Below are 18,226 nucleotides of genomic sequence, written 5' to 3' on the forward strand. Positions count from 1 at the left end.
TTTATGGAACATGCCATACCAAAGGTTACGGCTAAGAGATTGCCCATTTATTTTCGTTATCTCGATCGGCTCTCCTCCCTAGGGATCCGCAGGGTCTCGTCAGCGGAGCTCAGCCGGTCCCTGAATATCGATCCAGCAACGATACGCCGTGATCTATCTTATCTGGGAGCCTTGGGCAGGAAAGGGTATGGATATGATGTGGAATATCTGATTCAATTTCTGCGAGAGTTCTTGAAGCAGGATGAGACCACACATGTCATTCTAGTTGGAGTAGGAAATCTAGGGACGGCTTTATTGCAGTATGACTTTTTGAAAAATAATGCGATGATCGTTGCCGCTTTTGATAATGACCCTTCGAAAGTGGGACAAAAAATTAATGGCATCCCCATCTATCCTCTAAACAACTTTGATAGGATCGTCCGTGAAGAACATGCTCTAGTAGCCATTTTGACCGTTCCTGTACAGGCTGCACAGGAGGTTACGGATCAATTGGTGAAGTCCGGCATCAAGGGAATCCTAAACTTTACTCCGACTCGGCTGCAGGTGCCAGACGACATAAAAATCCACTACATTGACCTTAGTGTGGAGTTGCAGTCACTCGTATACTTCTTGAAAAAAAATGAACCGGTGGTCGTAGAAGAAGATGAATGATAAAGAAATGTCCATGGTAGATCACCTGTCTGAGCTTCGCAAAAGGCTCATTTGGGTTATCGCCTGTTTTATCTTATTTATGATACTCGGCTTTTTAGCAGCACCAGCTGTAGTCGAACATTTGAAAAACGACCCGGCAGCATCAAACGTATCTTGGCACGTGTTCGGGCTCTCTGATGCGTTGCGCATCTACATGCAGGTATCTTTTATCATTGCCTTGGTCCTGACGATGCCTGTAATCCTTTTCCATGTTTGGCGCTTCATGTCTCCAGGCTTGACTGAGGTGGAGCAGAGGGCATTGCTTACGTATATTCCTTTTGCTGTCATTCTGTTGTTGTTGGGCATAGCATTCGGATATTATATTTTACTTCCTATGATTATTGGCTTTATGTCCAATTTCACCTCGGCTCTCGGGGCAGAGGAAACGTACGGGTTGACTCAATATTTTCAATTCATGTTTAACCTGGTATTGCCCGTAAGCTTATTATTTGAGCTGCCTGTCGTCATTTTGTTTTTAACGACCATTCGGATAGTCAATCCAATTATTCTCGCCAAGTGGAGAAAATACGCAGTTTTAGTATTTGTGACCATTGCAGCCATGGTGACACCGCCAGACTTCATCTCTAATATCCTCGTTTCCATTCCTCTCATCGCACTCTATGAAATCAGTATTTGGTTATCCAAATTTGTTTATCGCAGACAGCAGGAAAGAGATAAGGAATGGGAAAAGGATGAAGAAGAGTTTGCCATTATAGATACGGATGATTAGATCAGAAGAGGGGAGATGTCGATCCTCTCTTTTTTGCGCTCACTGCGGATGCCTGTAGTATGCTCTAGCCCTCCTTCGGTTACAATGTAAAGGGTAATTCCCTAGGATTAGAAATCTTTTACAATTTTTTAACTGGATGAAAAACTTTTAGATGCTAAAATGAGGAAGTAACAAACTTTTCCAGAACAATAAAAGGCTTAGACAAAAGTGGTCTGGCTACCTTGGAAAAAAAATTGTTTTAGGGGCTTGCAAAGTTGGGGAAAAATGACTATTATAATAATTGTGTTAGCACTCAAGTTAAGCGAGTGCTAATAAAACGCAAATGTCCTTAAGGAGGGTGTTTCACAGTGTTAAAGCCATTAGGTGATCGTGTGGTTCTCGAAGCAATTGCTAAGGAAGAAACAACAGCAAGTGGGATCGTTCTGCCAGACACAGCAAAGGAAAAGCCTCAAGAGGGCCGCGTTGTTGCTGTAGGTTCCGGACGTATCGAAAACGGAGAGCGCGTTGCTCTTGAAGTAAAAGAAGGAGATAAAGTTATCTTCTCTAAATATGCTGGCACTGAAGTGAAATTCGGTGACAAAGAATATTTAATCATGCGCGAAAGCGATATTCTAGCTATCCTACAATAAATTCATTGATTGGAAGCTATCTTTATGAATGGAATTTTCCTGCGGGAAAATTGAAAAATAGATTCGGCACTACATATGAGAATTAGAAGGAGGTTTCATTAACATGGCAAAGGATATTAGATTTAGTGAAGAAGCTCGCCGCTCTATGCTTCGCGGTGTGGATACTCTAGCCAACGCGGTTAAAGTTACCCTTGGACCAAAAGGCCGTAACGTAGTATTAGAGAAGAAGTTTGGTTCTCCTCTTATTACTAACGATGGCGTAACGATCGCGAAGGAAATCGAGCTTGAAGATGCATTCGAAAACATGGGTGCTCAGCTTGTTAAAGAAGTAGCAACAAAGACGAACGATGTAGCTGGTGACGGTACAACTACTGCTACGGTATTAGCTCAAGCTATGATCCGTGAAGGGTTGAAAAACGTAACTTCCGGTGCGAACCCAATGGTTATCCGCAAGGGTATCGAGAAAGCTGTTCGTGCTGCTGTTGAAGAGATCAAGAATATCTCTAAGAATGTTGAAACCAAAGAATCTATCGCTCAAGTTGCTGCTATTTCTGCTGCTGACGAAGAAATCGGACAATTGATCGCAGAAGCTATGGAAAAGGTTGGCAAGGAAGGCGTTATCACTGTAGAAGAATCCAAAGGATTCAACACAGAACTAGATGTGGTTGAAGGTATGCAATTTGACCGCGGATATGTGTCTCCTTACATGATCACTGATACAGACAAGATGGAAGCCGTTCTTGAGAATCCTTACATCTTGATCACTGATAAGAAGATCTCTAGCATTCAAGATATCCTTCCTGTATTAGAGAAGGTTGTTCAACAAGGTAAGTCTTTGTTGATCATTGCTGAAGATTTAGAAGGGGAAGCTCTTGCAACTCTAGTTGTGAATAAGCTTCGCGGAACCTTCACTGCTGTAGCTGTTAAGGCTCCTGGATTCGGGGATCGCCGCAAGGCTATGCTAGAAGATATCGCTGTGTTGACTGGCGGTCAAGTAATCACAGAAGATCTTGGCTTAGACCTTAAGGCTGCTACAATCCAACACCTTGGTACAGCAGGACGCGTAGTAGTTTCTAAGGAAAACACTACTATCGTTGAAGGTGCAGGAGATAAAGAAAACATCGATGCTCGCGTAAAGCAAATCCGTTCTCAAGTTGAAACTACAACTTCTGAGTTCGATAAGGAAAAGCTTCAAGAGCGCTTGGCTAAATTAGCTGGCGGAGTTGCTGTAATCAAAGTTGGTGCAGCTACTGAAACCGAATTGAAAGAAAAGAAGCTTCGCATCGAAGACGCTTTGAATGCTACTCGCGCTGCCGTTGAAGAAGGAATCGTATCCGGTGGCGGTACGGCTCTTATCAACGTAGTTAAGGCTGTAGAAGCTGTTCAAGTTGAAGGGGATGAAGCTACTGGTGCTCGCATCGTGCTTCGTGCGCTTGAAGAGCCAGTTCGCATCATTGCAAGCAATGCTGGTCTAGAAGGATCTGTAATCGTTGAGCGCTTGAAGAATGAGCAAGTTGGAACAGGCTTCAATGCAGCTACTGGCGAGTGGGTAAACATGATCGAAGCGGGTATCGTTGACCCTGCTAAGGTTACTCGTTCTGCTCTTCAAAATGCAGCATCCGTTGCAGCGATGTTCTTGACAACTGAAGCGGTAATCGCTGATAAGCCAGAAGAAAAAGGCGCTGGAATGCCTGACATGGGCGGCATGGGCGGAATGGGTGGAATGGGCGGCATGATGTAACGTCCCCACACCCCCTTTAATATAAAGGGTTTAAAAAGGCTTCTCTTAGGTTCTGTGAACCTGTGAGAAGCCTTTTTGCTATTTTAAGAAATTAAGGGTAGTACCGATCTTGAATACCAAGAGCGCCGCGCAGTTGAGTGATGGCCCGCTGCAATTCATTTTCCGAGTTTCCCGATAAGGCGAATTCTTCCAAGTCGCTGTACACCCCGCGAAGATCTTCCAATGGATTTTGTTCCACATTTGATTCTATGGTTGGCGAAACTCTGACAGCCCCATTGGATAATAAGTCAAAATCGTCCTGATTCATGGAATTTATATTGGATTTTATCTGCTGCAGCTTAGATTTCAATTCCTCAGATAGCGGCTGGGAGCTATTTTCAAATTTTTCGATGACCCCCACAATATAATCTTTGTTCATGTAGGACACCTCCATATGATTTATGCTTACATCATTTTACTATTTCCCGAAATCAAAGACTTTACCCGTTCCATGCGAACTCTTCTATCTCAAAAAGCGATAACATTGTAAAATAGATTTAAAAGACACTTACAGGTGAAGGGGAGAGGAACATGGATGATGCATCTGTAGCAACCGTAGAAGCCCTTAATGATTTAATGAAGATTGTAATCTTTCGAATAAACGATGAAGACTATGGAATCGACGTTTCACTAGTGAATTCCATTGAGAGAATGACGGAAGTGACGCGTGTTCCGAACGTGAATGAATATATTATCGGTGTAATGAATTTACGAGGATCCGTCATCCCGACTGTTGATTTGCGCAAGCGCTTCGGCATTCCTTCTGAACCCTATAATGAAGACACTCGAATCATTGTCCTTAGTTTGGAAGAAGTCGAAGTCGGAATTGTAGTGGATAGCTGCAGCGATGTAACGGATATTAGAAAAAGTGAAATAGAGCCCCCTCCTACCGTCGTTGGCGGGATCGAGTCAAGCTATATACAAGGGGTTACCAAGATGGATCGACGTCTCATTATTTTATTAGATATGGAAAAAACGCTAAAAAGCTGAGGGTATCAGCCTTTTAGCGTTTTTTTTGCCTATCCGTCTTAAGGCGGAGAAAAAATCCTGCTTGTGGCGAATGAAGCGAGGAAGCTCCCGATATATACTTGCAATAAATAAAACTTTACAATTTTATACATTGGTATATAATACCAATCCGTGGGCATATATGCCCAGCTGGATAACGGGAGGCCGAGAGGAAATGGAGTTTCTGACAAAATTCTCTTTAAGGAATTCTGCCGCGGTGATAATTATTACGATCTTAATCGCCTTAGGCGGTGTGGTTGCAGCAACTTCTTTAAAAGTAGAGAGCGAACCGAACGTAAACTTTGGAGTGGTAGTGGTTTCAACAAGTTATCCTAATGCTTCTCCAGAGGATGTCTTAGACGATGTGACCAAGCCGCTGGAGAAGGCCATTGTCAATACCGCAGGATTGAAAACACTTGAATCCACCTCTAGTGATAACCATTCCAGTTTAGTGGCATGGTTAAATTCCGGTGCGGATGCGGATGAAGTCCGAGATGAAATTGAGAAAAAAATCAATGACGTCAAGCTTCCGGACAATGCGGCAAGGCCCAAGATACATACCGAGTCTACCTCCAGCCAAGCGATGTACTATTTATCCATCGGAAACCGAGATAGGGTGCGTTCAGACAATGCCTTCAATGATCTAGTAAAGGATACTTTGCTGGAAGAGCTGAAAGGAATTGATGGGATTGAAAAGGTAGAAACAACGGGAGACTACAAGCGAAAGATTAAAATCTATCCGAAGGTGGATGCTCTAAACACGTACGGATTGTCTCCATCCGAGCTAAAGCAATTGATTCAAGCCAACCATGTGGCTACGCCTGTCGGCAGTGTCACCATGGACGGAGAAGACCAGATCGTTCGCGTAGTCGGAGAGTTTACCAATCTTGAGCAAATTAGAAGGACAAAGCTTTTCCTTTCCTCTTCTTCAGGTGCTTTTTCGTATGTGGAATTGGGTGAAGTGGCTGAAGTTCAATTCTATACCGATAAAAATTCGATTAGCCGCTTAAATACGAATCCGGGCATTGGTTTGGATATTTATAAGACCGATGATGCGAATGCAGTGGAAACCGGAAATAAAATTAATGCAAAGCTGGATGAATTCCGAGAGGAATATCCCGATCTGCAAATCGAAACCGTTTATGACAGCTCAGAAGAAGTGAAAAAGTCGATCAATGGAATGATGAAAGAGGGAATTCTCGGGGCCATCATGGCATCTATAATGATCCTCTTGTTTTTGCGGCATGTACGCTCTACCCTCATTGTTCTTGTTTCGATTCCTTTATCCATCCTTGTGAGTATGATTTTCATGTCTTGGTTAGGTATCACCTTAAATATGATGAGCCTGTTTGGCATGGCGATCGCTGTAGGGCGCGTGGTGGATGACAGTATCGTGGTCATTGAAAATATTTTCCGTCACTTCCAGCTCAGTAAGGAAAGGGATAAGAACCTGATACTTTTTGCGGCCAAGGAGGTAAGCAGCGCTATTACTTCTTCCACATTGACTACCGTAGCGGTGTTTGTTCCTCTTGTCTTTGTCAGCGGCATTGTGGGAGCTTATTTTCGTCCTTTTGCTCTAACGGTCGTTTGTTCCTTATTAGCTTCCTTATTAGTGGCTGTAACGATCGTTCCTTTAATGGCAAAGCTGATGATCCTCCGTTCGAATATTAAGGAGCATGAACCGGGAAAGATCACTGTGCAGTATCGGAAATTGCTGACTTGGTCCTTACAGCATAAACTGATTACTTCTGTACTGGCTTTTTCCTTGTTCCTTGGAAGTGTCGGGTTGTCTACCATATTGAATAAAAGCTTTCTTCCGGATATGGATTTGAAGATGATCTGGGTAGATATGACGATGCCCAAGGGCACAGAGCTGGCTGTGACTCAGGAAATGGTAGAAAAAATAGAACAAGTCGTGATGGCCGATTCTCAAGTGGAATATATACTGAGCAGCGCGGGGCTAGGAAATGAGGATAATCGACAGTCGAATCGTTCAAGCATGACCATTAAATTAAAGTCCGATGCCAATGTCGATGAGGCTTTAAACAAATATCGCTTAGAATCAGAGCCGCTTATGCCTATTGGAGCGGAGATTTCCTTTATCAAGCCCTCCGGCGGCGCCGGAAACAAGTATGAAGTTATCCTGAACGGTACGGATGTAGGGAAGATGAAGGAAGCTTCAGGGATGCTAAAGGAAAAATTAAAGCAGCACCCGATGCTGATTAACGTAAAAGATAACCTATCGGATACGAAGGATCAGGTTATGATTCATGTCGATCGGGACAAAGCAGCCGAATGGGGATTGACTCCAGCGCAGATTGCCGGAGAGGTCAGCAATCTGCTATCTAATATGCAAATGGGCAAAATCAAACTCGATGGAAAAGAGTTTGACATGATTTTGGGATTGCCGGATGAAGAAGCGGATTCCGTCGAAAAGCTGGAGATGCTTTGGATGAAAAGTCCCAGCGGGCAACAAGTTCGTCTGGACGAATTAGCTAACGTGTCCGTTGAGGGCGCACCGGCTCAGCTCATGCAAAAGGACGAAAAACAATATATCAAAGTAGTGGCTGATATTATTAGCACCGATAAAGGAGGAGTCTCTGCTGAAGCAAGTGAATCGCTGAAGGAATTAAAGCTTCCGGAGGGCATTACTTACTCGACGGAAGGCATTCAGGCGGATATGAACAAGAGCTTCCAAGAAATGTTTTATGCGATTGGCGCGGCGATTTTTATGGTTTATATCGTAATGGTGATTGCCTTTGGGAATGCAATGGCTCCATTATCGATTCTCCTATCCTTGCCCTTAGCGGCAATTGGCGGATTGCTGGGGCTGTTCATCACGCAAACGGCTCTTGATGTGACGAGCCTTATTGGGTTTCTGATGCTAATTGGGGTCGTGGTTACGAATGCCATTGTATACGTCGATCGTGTCCAGCAACAGCGGGAAAAAGGATTCAGTACGCGTGATGCTTTAATTGAAGCGGGGGTGACGCGTTTGCGTCCGATCATTATGACCGCTGTAGCAACGATTGCGGCATTAGTACCTCTAGCGTTGGGATTGTCTGAGGGCACGCTGATGTCAAAAGGACTGTCGATCGTCGTTATTGGGGGGTTGCTTACTTCTACTTTGTTAACTCTTGTCGTGGTACCTGTCGGTTACGAGATCCTAGACAATATCCGCAGCCGGATATTTGAGAAAAGAAACGATGAAACGAGCAAAGAGCATCCCGGTGATCAGGAGGCGGTGTCAGGTGTGTAAGGGTAGAGGAGGAGAAACGATCATGAGAAGTTGGAAAACGATAGGTTTGGCAAGTGTTATTGCTCTTTCCCTCTTGGCCGGCTGCGGAAAAACAGAGGACGCTTCCGCGCCGGTTGAAGAAGGTACGCAAATAGATGCCACCGCCATTCCCGTCAGTGTGGAAGAACTGAAAGAAGGGGTCTTAAGCCGCTCGGACCGTATTATAGGGGAAATTAATGCGAATACAAGTATCTCTCTTTTTTCAAAAGTATCTGGAACACTAGTCGGATTGACCGTTAAAAAGGGAGATTCCGTGAAGAATGGGCAAGTTATAGGAAAGCTCGATCCTTCAGACTATCTGCTGGCGGTCAAACAGGCAGAGGCTGCATTGGCTGTTGCAAAAGCAAGCCTGCAGCAGGCCCAGAGCGGAAAAGGGCTGAACCCAGGGGGAACTTCCCAGGAGCTAGCCTCACAAGGAATCGAATTGTACTTGACCATGTATGAGCGTGCAAAGGAATCGGCAGAGCAAGGGCTCCGATTGGCTCAAGCGAATTACGAGCGAAACAAAGCTCTCTTTGAAGCGAATGCCATTTCCGCAAGTGATATGGAACAAGAGGAGAAAACGCTTTTGCAATTGGAAACCCAATATAAGGCTCAGATCGATCAAGCCGAATCCTCCTTGCTCCAAGCAAAATCCCAGCTGAATCAGGCGGTAAAGTCAGAAGCGCAGACAGACGCGGGAATTCAGGTCGCGCAAGCTCGGGTGAAACAGGCTCAGGTGGATGTAGAAAGAGCTCGCAATGCTTTGACTGATAGTGAAATAAAGGCAACGGCAGATGGCATCATTACGGATGTGAAGGTGGAAGTGGGGGATAGTGTTAACCCCCAAGCCCCCATTGCCAGTCTCATTCACTTAGATCCAGCTATCGTCAAACTCAACATCACCGAAAACAACCGGTTAAAGTTTAAACAAGGCATGGAAATGGACATCTCGGTTCCTTCCCTGCAATTAAAGACCAAGGGGAAAGTATCCTACGTAGGTTTAGAAGCATCGGCCCAAACGAAAATGTTCCCGGTTGAGCTAGAAGTAACCAACCCGGATCGCGCCTTGCTACCTGGCATGAAGGTGGACGTTTCAGTGAACGATTTAGAAGAGAAGAAGGGGCTGCTTATCTCAACCGATGCGATCATCGAAGAAGAGGGCAAAAAAGTTGTTTATGTCATAGAAGGGGATACAGCTGTCAAAAGGGAAATTGCCCTCACAGAAGGAAACACAAAGCAGGTTATTGTGGAGTCCGGACTCAATGCCGGGGATAAAGTTGTAGTCAAGGGACACTCCCAGCTGAAGGATCAGGCAAAAGTGGTAGTGAAGTAAATGAAGGTGGAGAGGATAACGGGAGATTTTTCTGTTATCTCAACTTTTTGATAGGAAAACAGCAAAATAGGCGGACTTTCTCCTGTTAGGTTCCGTGAAGCATCAATTTTTCCAGCGTTTCACAGTAATAACCGGATTTGGTCTGCCTATTTTCATATATTTGCTTCGTTTTTTTTAAAATAACCGGAAATTCTCCTGTTATCAAAAATGATTCCTAACTTCCAGCAAAAACATGGTTCCCAATCTGGGCTTTCTTTGGCAAATTGGCCATCCAAGAGCTGCGGGATAGTTTTGGATTAAAGAAGAAGAGCGCTCCGTTTGTCGGATCATTCCCCTTCAAGGCTAGTTTAGCGGCTTCTACTGACTCTGGATTCGGTCGGTTGTTGATTTTGCCGTTGGCGACCGGCTGAAACTGATATTTGCCTTTTTTAGTTCTTTGATGAATGACTTGGTAGACACTCTTTGGAAACTCTTCATGCTCCACTCGATTCAGAACGACTGCCCCAACCGCAATTTTTCCTTTCAAAGGTTCCCCTTTTGCTTCGGCATGAATGATCTGAGACAGCCATTTTAGGTCTTCAGATGTATAACCGACAGGTGCTTGCTTGGGTACTGGTTTAGGATTAGGAGCCGCGGCTGTTGCCGGAGCAGGCGCTGATGCCACAGTTTCCTTTATCTTTTTTTCAATCTTTTCTTTCACTAATTTATCCTGCTGTGTTAAGTCTGGCTCGGCAACAGGCTGCCGGATCATGCTATCTTTCATCTTCTTTGTAAATCCATCGGGAGCGAAAGAATCTGCGGATTCCATCTTTTCATCCCATTCCATTGCATTAACCACGAAGTTGTGGCCTAAGCCTATAGATCCCACAAAGAAAAGGACAATAGTTAACACAGTCATATTCTTTTTCATAACGAATCCTCTCTATTCTTCCCGCGTGATTCGCCACCAACTAGCCAGGATTGTAGATCGGACAAGGCCTTGTTCCAACTTGTAAAACTGCCATTAATTCTAGCATACATAGGAAGAGGTTCAAGACTAAGATATTGGGAAAGTCGATAAGGAATGGGTAGGCTGTAATATAAATCCATAATAGCCAATTAATATCTTCCTGCATAATCGAGTCCACCACACATTTTCCAGCCATTTTGGGTTTCACCATCGTTCCAAATAAAGTAAAATAAAGGGATACCATAAACAATGAGGTGTACTCATGATCACAATTGATCAATCACGGGTTTTAAATAGAATTATAGAGAATGTAGAAAAAGTGATTGTGGGCAAACGCCAAACGATAGAAAAAATGATCGTGGCCATGCTTGCCCAGGGTCATATTTTATTTGAGGATGTACCGGGAGTGGGGAAGACGAGAATGGTCAAGGCCCTTGCTCGCTCCATTAACGGAACGTTTAAGAGAATTCAATTTACGCCCGATTTGCTGCCGACGGACGTTATCGGTGTCTCGGTTTACAATCAGAAAACGATGGAATTTGAGTTTAAGCAAGGTCCTATCATGACCAATATTCTTTTAGCGGATGAGATCAACCGCACTTCGCCAAAAACGCAGTCAGCCTTGCTGGAGTCGATGGAGGAGAGGTCCCTTACGGTAGACGGAATGACCTATCATTTGGATAAGCCTTTTATCGTGATGGCTACCCAGAATCCGGTTGAGTATGAGGGAACCTATCCTCTTCCTGAAGCGCAGATGGACCGTTTTATGATGAAGCTTCACCTAGGTTATCCGGAAAAAATCGATGAGGTGGAAATCCTGTCGAGGAGCATGATGATGGAAACTCCTGATGCTCTTTCCACAGTTTGCACAATTGAGGAAATCGTTGAACTGCAAGGCCAGGTTTCCCAAGTTTATGTAAGTGAGGCGATCAAGGAGTACATTGTGGAAATTTGCCAGATGACAAGAAATTATCAAGATGTTCTGCTTGGAGTCAGTCCGCGCGGAACGGTTGCCCTTTATAAGGCGGCTCAAGCGAGGGCGTTCCTCAAAGAAAGAGACTTTGTTACTCCGGACGACATTAAAGAATTGGCGGCGGAAGTTTTAGCTCACCGCATCATTTTAAAGAGCGAGGCTCGCTTTGAAGGAGTCAGCCCTACACAGGTTGTACAATCAATTCTTGAGCGAATTCCAGTTCCTGTCGCACGGGACAAAGGATGAAGGGAACCATGAATCTCGCGATCTTAGCTTTCTTTACGCTTCTCTCTTACGTTTACAAGGGATGGCATCCGGGCTTTGCAAGCACGTTTATTTTTTCCATCCTCGCGGCTTTAATGCTTTATGAGGGAATGGTTTTTCTTACTAGTTTTTATAAGCTGAATATTACGAGATTGGTGGCCAAGAAACGGCTGCAGGCTGGAGGAACGCAAGTCGTGACCATCAAGCTGGCTAGAGGGTTTCGCTTTCCTCTTGCATGGTATGCCGTCCATGAATTATGGCCAGGCAATCTGCCCCCTGTTCCTGGCCAGGTTTTTTTTCCGTGGTTTAAAAAAGAGATCGATATCACCTTTGAACTCCCCCAGTTAGCCCGAGGGGCCTATGACTTAAAGGAAATCACGGTAGTCTGCGGGGATCTCTTCGGCATCTTTAAAGCAGAAAAGACTATAAAACTGACGGACCGCTTTCTGGTCTATCCGAAGTATGACTTGCTGCAAAAGTGGACGGCAAAGGATGGACAAAAAAGCGGGCAAGCCTCTATAGCCCGGCGACACTCGGATGAGCTGACCTCGGTCGTGGGCATCCGTGAATACGCATTTGGTGACCGGCTTAATCAAATTCACTGGAAAGCAACCGCAAAAAGCCAAACGTTAAAGACAAAGGAATTTGAGTACCAGGTTTCTCAATATTTTGCCGTTTTCTTAGATTCAAGACAGGGGGCTTATCCTGATAGCCGCTCTTTTGAGAAAGCGATACAGGCGGCAGCTAGTCTAAGTAATCTGGGATTTAAAAAGCAGTTGAAATTTGCTCTCCTTATAGAAGGAAGCCCTGGAAAAGCCAAGATGCTCGAAGGGGCTCAGGGCCATGATTTTTACCGTGTATTGGAGGAATTGTCTGCCCTGCAAGCCGAGGGGAAAGCAGGGGTGGAAGACTTGGTAAAACAAGCTTTACCCCTGCTGCCTCGAGGGGCTCAGCTAGCCATTGTAACAGGCCGGATTGATCGTTCGTTAAGTTTGCTATTGGCGGAGCTGGCTCATAAGCAAACCAAGGTTGAGCTTTTTTGCTCATCGAATGAAGAGTCGGAGGAGTCTCATCGCATGATGAATAAGCTGCAAGGAAGCGGGGTGATTTTACACCGTGTATGGGCTTAGGGGAATTTTAGTTTTTTTTGTCCTGTGGGAATGGCTGCGTCCCTTGCCTTTATTAGTAGAATTTAAGAATTTTGACGTATTCCTGTGGCTCTTGGGCTGGTTCTCTGCGGTATCTATGGTGAAGCTCCCAATCCTAGTGAGCGGTATATTCAAGCTTGCTGGATCTCTAGGGTTATTATTTTATCTTTACCAGCCTTACACGGACGAGCGAACGTGGGTAGAGTATGCCCGGATGGAGATGGCTTTTAACTATGAAAAGCTCAGATTAGGAGAGCTTGCTTTAACCACCAGCTTTGTTCGTTCCCTTGTTTTTATTCTGCTTTTGTGGGTGGTAGTCCACATTGTTTACCGTGCCGTTATAGCGCGGAACCAAGCTCTTTGGCTAAGTATATCTACGGCAGTATTTCTTGCCATCATGGATGTGACTACCATTTATGAAGTCAAGGAAGCTGTCATCCGCGTTGTGTTCCTTAGCTTATTGCTGCTGGCGGTTCAGCAGCTTCGTACAGTGGAAAGATGGGGTGTCCAAAAAGCCATAGGAAAATACAACCGCCTGCATTGGATGCTTGTGTCCCTTGTGCTTATCGCAGCGATGACGTCACTCGCTTATGCGGTCCCTAAACCAAGGGAAGCCGTTAGCCAAAGCTTTGCTTGGCTGCAGCAAGGAGGGGCTGTCCAGCAGAAGGTAGGGTATGAAAGCCGCGACAGCCGACTAGGGGGGCCTTTCGTCGACGACGATACGGTCGTTTTCCGTGCAGAAACCTCAGAAAAGCACTATTGGCGCGGGGAATCCAGAAGTATTTATACGGGATCCGAATGGAAGGATGTAAGTGGACAAACCAGCATCCTAAAAATGACGGGAGACCTTGGATTAAAACCGCTAGTCGAGAATATGAAGATGGACGAAAAAGAGGTTTTAACCAAGGTGACATTTGAGAATCCGCGTTATCGTCTCCTTTTTTACGGCGGGCAAATTCAAGAGGTCAAATCCTTGTCACCGCAGCCGATCTCCCTGTATACGACGGGAAATCATGAGATCAAGGTGCAATATACGCGAGATGATCAGTATGTAGCAGGCTATGAGGCGCTCATTAGCATTCCCTTAATTAATGAAGAACGGCTAAAGCAATCTTCTACCGACTACCCTGAGGAAATCCAGGACTATCTCCAGCTGCCGCTCGGGCTGCCTGCCAGAGTTCGCCAATTGGCAAAGGAGATCACCGAGGGGCACCAGGATCCCTACTCCAAATCCTATGCGATCCAGCAATATCTCAAGCACTTGGGCGGGTATCAGTATGAGAAATTGGATGTCCCTTATTTGCATGAAGGACAAGATTTTGTAGATCAGTTCCTTTTTGAGTCAAAAAAGGGTTATTGCGATCATTTTTCTTCGTCCATGACTGTCTTGCTAAGGGCTTCTGGCATTCCAGCCCGTTACGTGAAGGGGTTCTCCACGGGGGATATGATCCTCAAGGATGAGCAAAACTATGAAGTGGCTATAAGAAACAAGAACGCCCATTCTTGGGTTGAAGTGTACTTTTCAGGCTATGGGTGGATCCCGTTCGAACCGACCCCAGGCTTTAGCCACCCGACAAAGCAGGATGTCGAGGTAAATGAGGAAAAGCCAGAAGATGTCCCGGCCAGTGCCATGATTCCTCCAACTTCCCAAGAAATGGCAGACCAGCTATATAAGCTAGAAGAAAATTTGGGGACGGGCGGACCATGGATCAACTACCGCATGATTTGGCTTTCTGCGTTCGCGTTGCTTTTAGCTGTTGGTCTGTTTGTGTTGGTCAGGAAGAAAGCCCAGCTTCGATTTTGGTACCTCTATCAGCAAGGGAAGCGCGTGGAAAACGCGGAGGGGGTGGCTAAGCTTTATTTGGCTGTTCTTTCTGCCCTTGGAAGCACTTTTTCTCGCAGGCAGGAGGGAGAATCCCTGCAGGAGTATGTTACGCGAATCGGGATTAATACCGAAAGTAAAGAAAAACTGAAAGACCTCACCGCCTCTTTTGAGAAGCATGTCTATGGGCAGCATTCATGGGAAGAGCCAGAGGTAAAGAAGAATAAGTCTATATTAAGAAAATTCATACGTCATTTCCTTTCTTGAACATTTTACCGTTGTTTGGTAGAATGATTTCGTCAAAAGTCGAACGTTAGTATATCTCGACAGGGTGAATGTCAGGAAAAGGGAAATTTGATCCAGCCGGATTCTTCCTGATCTTTACAATCAGGGGAAACCGGCTTTATGTTTTTGGGAGAAAAGGGGAACCTATTCCTAACGTCAGTCGCAATATCATCTTAGGAGGATTTGAATATGGAAAGACCTAATGAAATCGTGATCGTGCTGGATTTCGGCGGCCAATACAATCAATTGATTGCTAGAAGAGTAAGGGATCTAGGGGTTTATAGTGAGTTGCTTCCTTTCAATACACCGATTGAAAAGATCCAGGCATTGAATCCGAAGGGCATTATTTTTTCGGGAGGCCCTGCCAGCGTCTATGCAGAGAATTCTCCTTTGGCAGATGAAAGGATTTATGATTTAGGGCTCCCGATCTTAGGGATTTGCTACGGCATGCAGATGATGACCCATCACCTGAAGGGTAAAGTAGAGAGAGCCAGCAAGCGGGAATATGGAAAAGCCGCAATCAGCGTGACTAACGATAGCCCTTTCTTCGGCGATTTGGACAAGGAACAGAATGTGTGGATGAGCCATGGCGACTTGGTGGTGGAAACGCCTGAGGGCTTCCGCATCGATGCCAGCAGCGAGCATTGCCCCATTGCCGCCATGAGCCACCCGGAGAAAAATTTCTACGCGGTTCAATTCCATCCTGAAGTTCGCCATTCGGAGTACGGAAATGAAATGATTCGGAATTTCCTATTTAACATTTGCGGTTGCGAAGGAAACTGGTCGATGGAAAATTTCATCGAGCAAATGATATCCGAGATTCGTGAAACTGTAGGGGACAAGCAAGTGTTGTGCGCTTTGAGCGGAGGGGTAGATTCCTCAGTGGTTGCAGTCTTGATCCATAAGGCCATCGGGGATCAGCTGACTTGCATGTTCATCGATCATGGGCTGCTGCGCAAAGGCGAAGCGGAAAGTGTGATGGAAACGTTCGGTGAAAAATTCCATATGAAGGTCATTAAGATCGATGCCAAGGAAAGATTTCTCTCCAAGCTCACAGGGGTCTCTGATCCGGAAAAGAAACGGAAAATCATCGGAAACGAGTTCATTTATGTGTTTGAAGAAGAATCGAGCAGATTGGAAGGCATGGACTTCTTAGCCCAAGGGACCTTATATACGGATATTGTGGAGAGCGGAACGGCGACCGCCCAGACGATCAAGTCGCACCATAATGTAGGCGGACTTCCGGAAGACATGAAGCTCAAGCTTATCGAGCCGCTGAAAACTCTTTTTAAAGATGAAGTCCGTAAGGTTGGAGAAGAGTTAGGCTTGCCTGCGGAAATCGTTTGGCGACAGCCGTTCCCAGGACCTGGTCTAGGGATCCGTGTAATTGGGGAAATTACGGAAGACAAGCTGGAGATTGTTCGGGAATCTGATGCGATCTTGCGTGATGAAATACAAAAAGCTGGTTTGGATCGTGAAATCTGGCAATACTTCACCGCCCTGCCTGATATGAAAAGCGTAGGGGTCATGGGGGATAGCCGAACGTATTCCTATACTGTAGGAATACGTGCCGTAACATCAATTGATGGGATGACGGCAGACTGGGCCCGTATACCTTATGATATCCTGGAGAAAATATCAGTGCGAATTGTCAATGAAGTGGAGAATGTGAATCGTGTGGTCTATGACATCACCTCCAAGCCACCAGCGACCATTGAGTGGGAATAAATCCTAAACCGAATGTTGTAGAAAATATATAAAGATAATATTATAAATCCATTGACTGTGATTAAGGCTATTGCTAAACTAATGTTCGTGTTTAGCGATAGTCTTTATATTTCTTAATCATTAGGAGGAACTGCTGATTATGGAGAATCAAAAATCGGCGAACGTTCGGGATCAATCTGCTATAGCCAGATATTTTGAGTTTGCGAAGCATGGAACCAATTTTCGGACCGAGTTTATTGCAGGGCTAACGACCTTTTTGGCCATGGCGTATATTTTAGCGGTCAATCCCTTTATGCTGAGTGGTGCGGATCTGCCGCCAGATCTAAAAGGGTTGTATCCGGATAAGGATGCCGTATTTGTTGCGACAGCTCTAGCCGCCGTCATTGGTACGCTAATTATGGGTGTATACGCTAAATACCCCATAGCCTTAGCTCCGGGAATGGGACTGAACGCTTTCTTTACCTTTACGGTTGTTTTGACAATGGGAATTCCTTGGCAGCAAGCGTTAGCAGGGGTATTTATATCCGGGATTATCTTCTTGCTTCTCACCTTCACAGGGATACGGGAAACGATCATTAATTCTATCCCGAGTGGATTGAAATTAGCAGCCTCTGCAGGTATTGGGCTGTTTATCGCGTTTATCGGCTTCAAGAATGCTGGGATCATCATAGCGGATCCAGCTACCTATGTTGCTCTCGGTCACCTTCACTATAAGGAAGGAATGGAGCCAGCTCAATTAGAGCAAGTCAGGAGTACCTTACTGGCGAATTTCGGGCTTGTGCTTACTGTCGTATTAATGACAAGAAAGGTCACAGGCGCGATTTTCTACGGGATGGTCCTTACCGCAGTGGTTGGCATGATTTTTGGGATCGTCCAGCCTCCGGCTGCGATTGTATCTCCGATCCCTAGCATTGCCCCGACATTTGGAGCTTTATTTGGTCCTTTGACCGATATGTCAATTATGCTGTCTCCGCAAATGCTGATCGTTATTTTTACCTTCTTGTTCGTGGATTTCTTTGATACAGCAGGAACCTTGGTAGGTGTAGCCAGCCAAGCCGGATTCATGAAGGATAATGAGCTTCCAAGAGCGGGAAAGGCTTTGTCGGCTGACTCTGTGGCTACCATTGCAGGAGCTGTATTGGGTACGTCTACAACCACCTCTTATGTGGAATCCTCAGCAGGGGTAGCTGCTGGGGGGAGAACAGGCTTCGCTTCTGTCGTGACAGCGGGATTTTTCGCAATTTCCTTGTTTTTCTCGCCGCTGCTTGCTGTTATTATTCCAGCTGTTACAGCTCCGGCTTTGATTGTTGTGGGGATATTGATGGCTTCCAACTTAGCGAAGATCGAGTGGGATAAAATTGAAGAAGCAGCTCCGGCTTTTCTTACTGTCATCCTAATGCCGCTCACGTTTAGTATTGCGACAGGTATTGGGCTAGGGTTTATCCTTTATCCATTAACGAAGCTTGTCAAGGGAGAAGGAAAAGATGTTCATCCAATAATGTACTTCTTATTCTTCGTCTTCTTAATTTATTTTGGTTGGTTACACTAATATATGGCAGAGATTGGGCATCTTAAAAAGAGATGCCTATTTTTATGGACAGAAATGC

The 18,226-nt window shown here is 45.2% G+C and carries 14 protein-coding genes; 12 read left to right on the top strand and 2 right to left on the bottom strand.

Annotation, left to right across the window (positions count from 1 at the left end; all coding sequences use genetic code 11):
* The first annotated feature begins 3 nt into the window (after positions 1 to 3).
* The 4 genes from ABLT31_RS16050 (at position 4) to groL (ending at position 3,790) form a co-directional block, all read left to right on the top strand.
* Positions 4 to 651: a redox-sensing transcriptional repressor Rex gene (locus ABLT31_RS16050; RefSeq protein WP_367753338.1), complete on the top strand. Its 648-nt coding sequence runs from the start codon at positions 4 to 6 to the stop codon at positions 649 to 651.
* The gene (gene tatC, locus ABLT31_RS16055; RefSeq protein ID WP_367753340.1) at positions 644 to 1,420 is read left to right on the top strand and encodes a twin-arginine translocase subunit TatC; all 777 of its coding nucleotides are present in this window, start codon (positions 644 to 646) and stop codon (positions 1,418 to 1,420) included. Before ABLT31_RS16050 ends, tatC begins: the two co-directional genes overlap by 8 nt.
* A 347-nt stretch (positions 1,421 to 1,767) precedes the next feature.
* Entirely contained in the window at positions 1,768 to 2,049 is a 282-nt protein-coding gene (groES, locus tag ABLT31_RS16060) for a co-chaperone GroES (RefSeq protein ID WP_367753342.1), read from the top strand.
* Positions 2,050 to 2,152: 103 nt separating this feature from the next.
* Positions 2,153 to 3,790: a chaperonin GroEL gene (groL, locus tag ABLT31_RS16065; protein ID WP_367753344.1), complete on the top strand. Its 1,638-nt coding sequence runs from the start codon at positions 2,153 to 2,155 to the stop codon at positions 3,788 to 3,790.
* A 91-nt stretch (positions 3,791 to 3,881) separates the two neighbouring features.
* On the opposite strand, the gene ABLT31_RS16070 is transcribed toward groL, so the two are convergent.
* Positions 3,882 to 4,208 (bottom strand): hypothetical protein, encoded by a 327-nt coding sequence (locus ABLT31_RS16070; RefSeq protein WP_367753346.1) that lies wholly within the window; start codon positions 4,206 to 4,208, stop codon positions 3,882 to 3,884.
* A 152-nt stretch (positions 4,209 to 4,360) separates the two neighbouring features.
* Between ABLT31_RS16070 and ABLT31_RS16075 the strand changes: the two genes are divergently transcribed.
* From ABLT31_RS16075 to ABLT31_RS16085, 3 genes are all read left to right on the top strand, one after another.
* On the top strand, positions 4,361 to 4,819 hold the full coding sequence (locus tag ABLT31_RS16075; RefSeq protein WP_367753348.1) for a chemotaxis protein CheW: 459 nt from the start codon (positions 4,361 to 4,363) through the stop codon (positions 4,817 to 4,819).
* 193 nt (positions 4,820 to 5,012) lie between these two features.
* Positions 5,013 to 8,096, top strand: coding sequence for an efflux RND transporter permease subunit (locus ABLT31_RS16080; protein ID WP_367753350.1), 3,084 nt, complete (start codon positions 5,013 to 5,015; stop codon positions 8,094 to 8,096).
* A 22-nt stretch (positions 8,097 to 8,118) separates the two neighbouring features.
* On the top strand, positions 8,119 to 9,450 hold the full coding sequence (locus tag ABLT31_RS16085; RefSeq protein WP_367753352.1) for an efflux RND transporter periplasmic adaptor subunit: 1,332 nt from the start codon (positions 8,119 to 8,121) through the stop codon (positions 9,448 to 9,450).
* A gap of 214 nt (positions 9,451 to 9,664) precedes the next feature.
* On the opposite strand, the gene ABLT31_RS16090 is transcribed toward ABLT31_RS16085, so the two are convergent.
* Positions 9,665 to 10,360, bottom strand: coding sequence for a cell wall hydrolase (locus ABLT31_RS16090; RefSeq protein WP_367753355.1), 696 nt, complete (start codon positions 10,358 to 10,360; stop codon positions 9,665 to 9,667).
* Between the two features lie 301 nt (positions 10,361 to 10,661).
* Here ABLT31_RS16090 and ABLT31_RS16095 point away from each other — a divergent pair, with 301 nt between their 5' ends.
* From ABLT31_RS16095 to ABLT31_RS16115, 5 genes are all read left to right on the top strand, one after another.
* Positions 10,662 to 11,618: an AAA family ATPase gene (locus tag ABLT31_RS16095; RefSeq protein ID WP_367753357.1), complete on the top strand. Its 957-nt coding sequence runs from the start codon at positions 10,662 to 10,664 to the stop codon at positions 11,616 to 11,618.
* A gap of 8 nt (positions 11,619 to 11,626) precedes the next feature.
* A complete protein-coding gene (locus ABLT31_RS16100; protein WP_367753359.1) occupies positions 11,627 to 12,766 on the top strand; it encodes a DUF58 domain-containing protein in 1,140 nt (379 codons plus the stop codon).
* On the top strand, positions 12,753 to 14,873 hold the full coding sequence (locus ABLT31_RS16105; RefSeq protein ID WP_367753361.1) for a transglutaminase TgpA family protein: 2,121 nt from the start codon (positions 12,753 to 12,755) through the stop codon (positions 14,871 to 14,873). The genes ABLT31_RS16100 and ABLT31_RS16105 overlap by 14 nt, the downstream gene beginning before the upstream one ends.
* 207 nt (positions 14,874 to 15,080) lie before the next feature.
* Positions 15,081 to 16,619, top strand: coding sequence for a glutamine-hydrolyzing GMP synthase (guaA, locus tag ABLT31_RS16110; protein ID WP_367753362.1), 1,539 nt, complete (start codon positions 15,081 to 15,083; stop codon positions 16,617 to 16,619).
* Between the two features lie 181 nt (positions 16,620 to 16,800).
* On the top strand, positions 16,801 to 18,168 hold the full coding sequence (locus ABLT31_RS16115) for an NCS2 family permease (RefSeq protein ID WP_367753539.1): 1,368 nt from the start codon (positions 16,801 to 16,803) through the stop codon (positions 18,166 to 18,168).
* The last annotated feature ends 58 nt before the right edge of the window (positions 18,169 to 18,226 follow it).

This window comes from Ammoniphilus soli (assembly GCF_040813775.1).